General features: G+C 51.5%; 7 protein-coding genes. 6 read left to right on the forward strand and 1 reads right to left on the reverse strand.

Annotation, left to right across the window (positions count from 1 at the left end; all coding sequences use genetic code 11):
- Positions 1 to 20: 20 nt before the first annotated feature.
- The 5 genes from rplU to recG all read left to right on the forward strand — a co-directional run bounded on the left by rplU (position 21) and on the right by recG (position 5,477).
- The gene (rplU, locus tag ACYVAD_RS17490; protein WP_232558592.1) at positions 21 to 338 is read left to right on the forward strand and encodes a 50S ribosomal protein L21; all 318 of its coding nucleotides are present in this window, start codon (positions 21 to 23) and stop codon (positions 336 to 338) included.
- A 103-nt stretch (positions 339 to 441) separates the two neighbouring features.
- Positions 442 to 741, forward strand: a complete 300-nt coding sequence (gene rpmA / locus ACYVAD_RS17495; RefSeq protein WP_461140808.1) for a 50S ribosomal protein L27 — start codon at positions 442 to 444, stop codon at positions 739 to 741.
- A 259-nt stretch (positions 742 to 1,000) separates the two neighbouring features.
- Positions 1,001 to 1,603, forward strand: a complete 603-nt coding sequence (locus ACYVAD_RS17500) for a NifU family protein (protein ID WP_461140809.1) — start codon at positions 1,001 to 1,003, stop codon at positions 1,601 to 1,603.
- 260 nt (positions 1,604 to 1,863) lie between these two features.
- The gene (locus ACYVAD_RS17505) at positions 1,864 to 3,294 is read left to right on the forward strand and encodes a DUF5723 family protein (RefSeq protein ID WP_461140810.1); all 1,431 of its coding nucleotides are present in this window, start codon (positions 1,864 to 1,866) and stop codon (positions 3,292 to 3,294) included.
- A 74-nt stretch (positions 3,295 to 3,368) separates the two neighbouring features.
- Complete coding sequence (gene recG, locus ACYVAD_RS17510; RefSeq protein WP_461140811.1) at positions 3,369 to 5,477, forward strand: ATP-dependent DNA helicase RecG; 2,109 nt, start codon at positions 3,369 to 3,371, stop codon at positions 5,475 to 5,477.
- Positions 5,478 to 5,509: 32 nt separating this feature from the next.
- Here the strand turns inward: recG and ACYVAD_RS17515 are convergent, their stop codons facing one another.
- A complete protein-coding gene (locus tag ACYVAD_RS17515) occupies positions 5,510 to 5,710 on the reverse strand; it encodes a hypothetical protein (protein ID WP_461140812.1) in 201 nt (66 codons plus the stop codon).
- Positions 5,711 to 5,872: 162 nt separating this feature from the next.
- On the opposite strand from ACYVAD_RS17515, the gene ACYVAD_RS17520 reads away from it, so the two are divergent.
- Positions 5,873 to 6,308, forward strand: a 436-nt coding sequence (locus ACYVAD_RS17520) for a carboxypeptidase-like regulatory domain-containing protein (protein ID WP_461140813.1), incomplete at its 3' end; no start/stop codon positions are given.

A 6,308-nucleotide genomic window follows, 5' to 3' on the forward strand; every position in this document is an offset into this window, starting at 1 on the left:
TTCAATTTCATACACAAATCATGTACGCAATCGTAGAGATCGCAGGGCAGCAATTCAAGATCCAGAAGGGGCGTTCTATCTATACCCACCGGTTAGAAGGCGATGTGGACGCTGCGCTTGCCTCCGACAAGGTGAAAGTTCTCCTTGTTGACAACGAAGGCAGCATCACCGTTGGTGCGCCAACCGTAGCTGGAGCTACTGTATCCGCTAAAATCGTCGAGCATCTGAAAGGCGAAAAAGTTATCGTTTTCAAGAAAAAACGCCGGAAAGGATACAAAAAGAAAAATGGTCACCGTCAATACCTGACCAAAGTTCTGATCGAAGATATTACTCTGTAAAATTAAGTTGTCGCTTTATCAAAGTTACTGATCTGTAGAATTTTCCGAACGCTACTGACGTCATAACTAGATAATTATTCAACTCTAAAACTTTTTTAAGAAAATGGCACACAAGAAAGGTGTAGGTAGTTCCAAAAACGGTCGTGATTCGCACAGCAAACGCCTGGGCGTGAAACTGTTCGGTGGTGAGGCTGCAATTGCCGGTAACATCATCGTTCGTCAGCGTGGTACTAAGCATCACCCTGGCAAAAACGTGGGTGTTGGTAAAGATTTCACCCTGTTCGCACTGGTTGATGGCACGGTGAAATTCCGTCCAGGTCGCGCCAGCCGCTCGTACGTTGATATCGTTCCTGCTGGTCCTTCGGCGGTTGAAACGGCTCCCGTTGAAACGGCAGTTGCGTAAGCGTTACGTACCAGAACAATACAGAACCCGACTGATTTATCAGTCGGGTTTTTTTGTGGGGAAAGAAAACGGAAGAAGAGATTCAAGACGAAAGACATAAGACCAAAGATGTAGCCGGATGGGATAGTTATCTCTGCCTCCAGCCGTTGTGTCTTTCGTCTTGAATCTTATGTCTCATATCTTTCGTCTTATCCCGCGATCAAACTAAAAAAAGATGGGTGCTGTTAGCCCCATACGGATCAATCAAAACCTTACTCCGATGAATCCCACGCTGAATCGTCCTGTATCTATATTTACGGAAGGCAGTCCTAATCCGAACTCAATGAAGTTCGTCGTTAATTTTGAACTGGTTCCGACGGGACTTTCGTTCGACTACGCGGCTCCGTCCGACGCCCTCGTTACGGGTAAAGAGTCGCCCCTGGCGGTTGCCCTGTTTGGCTTTGATTTTGTGCAGCGGGTTTTCATTGCTGGCAATTTCGTGACGATCACGAAGAACGACGAAACCGATTGGGACGAAGTTGTTTTCGAACTCAAGTTCTTTCTGAAAGAATACTTCGGGGAGCAGAAGCCCGTGTTTGCCCAGCGTACCATGGACGCTAACAGCGTGAAGCTGGATATGGATTCCGAAACAGTGCAAAAAATCAAAGCCGTACTGGATCAGTACATCAAGCCCGCCGTTGAGTCAGACGGGGGAGCCATCAGCTTCTACTCGTTTGATGAACCCAGCGGTACGGTAAAAGTGCTCCTGCAAGGGTCGTGCAGTGGTTGCCCGTCGTCAACGCTGACCCTAAAAGCGGGTATTGAAAACCTACTGACCCGTCTGGTTCCTGAGGTAAAACTGGTAGAAGCGGAAGGCGTATAGTCTGCTCACGTAGCTCTTACTCAAGCAAAACAGCCGTCTGATTAATACGTGATCGGGCGGCTGTTTTACGTTTACTGACGACTGGTTGACAGGGAAACAGAGGGATTTATTAGTAGCCATGTTGAACACACGGCGATAAATGCGGTTTCTTTGTTGATAATAAGCCATTCAACTAGACCATTTCCTAACCCCATAGTGTAAAAGCGATCAACAATCGAAAACCATTATGACGGAATAAGGTGATGATAAAAAACACATTCATGAAACATTCGCTGCTGCTGGGAACATTGTTCCTGACAACAACGGCCGCATTTGCCCAGAATATGCTGGGCATCTCCACGAGTCGCTACGGAGGAACGAACCGACTCTACATCAATCCGTCGCTGGCGGCAGACTCGCCCACTGAAGTTTTTCTCAATATCGGAACGGTAAACGGCCACCTCGATAACAATTATGTTCGTTACCAAGCGCCGTTCTCGTTGTTTCAGCTCATTACCGGCAGTATACCAGGTCAGTACCGGAAGCCAAACGGCGCGCTGGACTTTTCAACGAATTACACCCGGGAGAATCTGGATGGCAGCCCGAAAAACGGAACACTGTCGGGGGAGGTCCGCGGACCAGCTATCCTAAAGCGGGTAGGGGAGCGGTCGGCGTTTGCTGTCACGACCCGATTCCGGGCTATTGCTCAGGTGACCAATGCGTCGCAGGAATTGCTGTCTGCTATCCGGTCCAGTCTGAATGACGGAGGGATATACGGGATACCCAATCGGAACAACCAGTTTGGGGTTAATACCAACACATACGCCGAACTAGGGGTTACGTATGCCGGAACGCTGTTCGAAGGCGACGGAAATAAACTTCTGCTGGGAGCCACGGCGAAGGTACTGCTTGGCTACAATGCGCAACACCTCATCAACCGGGGGCTTGATTACCAGATTGCGATCGACCCGAATAATGTCAACAGTGCTTTACTGGAGGTCAACCGCTTCGACGCGACGCTTGGCTATACCACTTACCTACAGAACCGGGGTTTAGGGTTGGGCACGTTACTCAGCCCGTCAGCGCCCGGTCGGGGCGTTGGGCTGGATGTTGGCCTGACGTATATCAGCCAGTACGATAGTGACAGTCCGGCACTGCGACTGGGGGCAGCCGTGACTGATATTGGCGGCCTGACCTACAAAGGAGAGCAGTATGAGTACAACAGCGTACAGACCAATCCAATTGTGTTTCGCAGCAGCGACTTCGACCGGATTGGCAACGCAGGTGATCTGCTGGACGTAATCCGGAGTAAGTTCAACGCCAATCGGGCGCCGGATGCAACCCGCTTTCAGGCTGGCTTGCCTACCTCGTTGAATCTGACAGCTGACTACCAACTGCCGGACGGAGCCGGTATCAGCCTGACATACCTGCGCGATATGCGTTCCAACCAGGCTACCAGCGTTCACCAACCTACCTTACTAGCGGTAACACCCCGGTATGATAAGCGCTGGCTTGGTTTCGCTTTGCCCGTTGCTTACCTGAACCGGGGTCTGACGGTCGGTGCTTCGCTGCGCGTAGGGCCCGCCTGGTTAGGAACGGATAACTTCCTGGGGCTGGTTGGTACCAGTTCAAACGGGATTAAACCGCGTGGCCTGGACGTATACGGTGGCGTCGCATTCGGCTTGGGCGGCTCGCGCCGGGACGATTACTAAGCCTTTTTCGGTTTGGACGGAAATGCGTAAATTTGATCAAATCCCGCCCAAAACCGGAATTTGCCGGGTCTACCATGACCGAACGTACCACTTTTTTTGATACTCCACTTAGCTACCTGAAAGGACTCGGGCCGCAGCGCACCGAATTGCTCAACAAAGAACTGAATCTGTTCACCTACGGCGATCTGATTCAGTATTACCCGTTTCGTTACGACGATCGAACCCGTTATTACACCATCAGCGAATTAATGGACTCTATGCCGTCGGCGCAGGTGCGCGGGCGGCTGCGGGATTGGGCGCTGGAGGGCGAGGGTGGTAAAAAGCGACTGGTGGCTACGTTCACCGACGGGAGCGGCTCAATGAGCCTGGTCTGGTTTCAGGGTATTACGTTCATCGAAAAAACGCTCCGGCGTGATGGCGAATACATTGCCTACGGAAAACCGCAGTCGTTCAACGGTCATTTCAGTATTATTCATCCCGAACTGGAGAATACAGCAACGGCCTCCGAAGCAGAGGCCGGATTCTTCCCCGTTTATAACCTCACCGACAAACTTCGAAAGCGGCACCTGGACAGCAAAGCGATAGGTAAGGCTATGCGTGGCCTCCTGGAACTGTCGTGGCCGTATATCCGCGAAACTTTACCCGATGCGCTGATTCAGCAATATCGGCTCATCAGCAAGCGGGATGCCATGTGGAATATTCACCTGCCCCAGCACCAGGGATGGTTGAAGCAGGCGCAACGACGGCTGAAATTCGAAGAACTGTTTTACAATCAGTTACGGCTGATCAAAAACAAGCTGATTCAGAAAGAAGAGTTCCCGGGACAGATTTTCCGGGATACGTCGTTGATGAAGCACTTTTATAACGAGTTGCTTCCTTTTGAACTGACGGGCGCCCAGCAGCGCGTCATTAAGGAAATTTACGCCGATTTCCTGACGGGTAAGCAGATGAACCGGCTGTTGCAGGGTGATGTGGGGAGTGGGAAAACGATCGTGGCCTTTATTGCCTGTCTGATGGCCATTGGCAGCGGAGCTCAGGCTTGCATTATGGCACCTACTGAAATCCTGGCCGATCAGCACTATAATGGACTGAAACCGTTTGCTGATGCGATGGGGCTCAGCATTGGCATCCTGACGGGTTCGACGAACAAAAAGCGCCGGGTGGTGCTTCATCAGGAGCTCCAAGAGGGGAAAATGCACATTCTTGTCGGCACACACGCGCTGCTCGAAGATGCTGTACAGTATAAGAACCTGGGGTTGTGCATTATCGATGAGCAACACCGCTTCGGCGTAGCACAACGGGCTAAGCTCTGGCGCAAAAATGAAACCGTGCCGCCCCATATCCTGGTAATGACCGCCACGCCCATTCCACGGACGCTGGCTATGACGCTTTATGGTAATTTGGACGTATCAATCATCGATGAATTACCAAAGGGGCGGAAACCAATCAGGACGGTGCACAAATACGATAAGCACCGGTCGGAAGTATTTGGCTTCATGCGGCAGCAGCTTGAACTAGGGCGGCAGGTGTACGTGGTGTATCCGCTAATTGAAGAGTCGGAAAAGCTGGATTATAAAGATCTGATGGATGGCTTTGAGAGTATCCAGCGGGCGTTTCCGCGGCCAACTTACGAAGTGGGCATGCTGCACGGTAAGATGCTTCCCTACGAAAAAGACGATGAAATGAAACGTTTCCTGAAGCGGGAGACGCAGATTATGGTCGCAACGACAGTTATTGAAGTTGGGGTGAACGTACCAAACGCTAGTGTAATGGTTATCGAAAGCGCCGAACGATTCGGACTGTCGCAGTTGCATCAGTTGCGAGGGCGCGTCGGTCGGGGCGCTGACCAGTCGTACTGTGTACTGATGACCGGCTACAAGCTCAGTACCGACACGCGTACCCGGCTGGAAACAATGGTCCGGACGAACAACGGATTTGAGATCGCTGACGTAGACTTACAGCTACGGGGCCCTGGTGATCTGAGCGGTACGCAGCAGAGTGGCGTCATGGACCTGATGATTGCCGATTTAGCCAAAGACGGGGCTATTCTGGCCGCAGCCCGAGAGTCAGCGCAGGCCATCCTGACCGAGGATCCGGAGCTCGTACTACCCCAGCACGCACCCATCCGCAATCACCTCGATAATATCAAGCAGACCGAGAACAACTGGGGGCGAATCTCCTGAGTTGCTCAACATCCTGACGCAGGGTTGCCGCGTTACGTCTGCCAGAACGCATTGGTGGTGTTCATAACACTTTCGTCCGGGGTTACCGGCCCGGTCAGGATTACCGTTTTCCTGGATGAAGCCAAGCAGCTGATTCTATACCACATCTTCCTTCTTGCCGCTGGTTCCGACAGGACGTAATGGTACGAGAAAGCGCCCGTATCGGCAGTATTTAACCCAGTGGGCGCGCTCATGGACGACTGGTCACCCGGCTGAACCCTTAAATGATATTTACAAAATATGAGAGAATACTTACAATTAGGTTAAAATAAGCTATCATATAGACAATGCAGTCTAAGTATAGAAGAACAAAAAAAGGCTTTAATCAGGAGATAGTATTAAAACCTGCTTAAATCATGTTCAATTTGTTTACGTACCCACGGGCGGATTTTGAGACCAGCTCGCCGGAAGAGATACGGACCAGACAAGTCAGACGTAGCACGCTATGTCTGGCTTTTGTGCTTGGGCTCCTGGCGTCGGTAGGCGCTTACGCTCAGACCAAAATCGCCGGTAGAGTGGTCGACGATCAACAGCAGGGGTTACCCGGTGTCAGCGTTGTCGTAAAAAACACAACGGTGGGCGCGGTGACGGACGCGGATGGTCGCTACTCGATCAATCTACCCGACAAAGCGACGGCGTTGGTCTTCTCCTACATCGGTTACATTTCGCAGGAAGTGCCGATCGGCGGGAAATCCAGCATCAACATCAATATGGCTGCCGATACCAAATCGCTAAACGAAGTGGTCGTGGTGGGATACGGCACGCAGCGCAAGGAAACCATCACCGGCTCGG

This window comes from Spirosoma pomorum (genome assembly GCF_054776615.1).